Here is a 231-nt window from a genome sequence, read left to right as displayed (position 1 = left end):
AACCTATTCGAGTGACCAAGTGTTCCAACGTGACCGTTGGATGGGGCTCCAGGCCGGTTTCCAAAAGAACATTTTCCGACAACAAGTCAATAACGGGGTGCTCGCCCTCGATAATGAGGTGCTCGTCAGTCCAGACGAACCGGTACGCGGGTTTGACAACATGAAGCGCCTGTTCCCGGAATTCGGGGAGGCGATGCAAGAACAGGACGTCCCGGTCTACTTCGCCTCAGC

1 protein-coding gene is annotated in these 231 nt (G+C 55.4%); it reads left to right on the top strand.

The annotated features are described in order from the left end of the window. Positions 1-19 precede the first annotated feature (19 nt). The coding region (locus tag ACSV5T_RS10445; protein ID WP_438321108.1) for a hypothetical protein at positions 20-231 on the top strand (212 nt) is incomplete at its 3' end.

Origin of the sequence: Veillonella sp. ZSJB6, assembly GCF_051549505.1 — a bacterium.
Lineage (GTDB): Bacteria > Bacillota > Negativicutes > Veillonellales > Veillonellaceae > Veillonella.
Note: the sequence above shows the minus strand (reverse complement) of the source record. Positions and strands in the feature narration are given on the sequence as shown.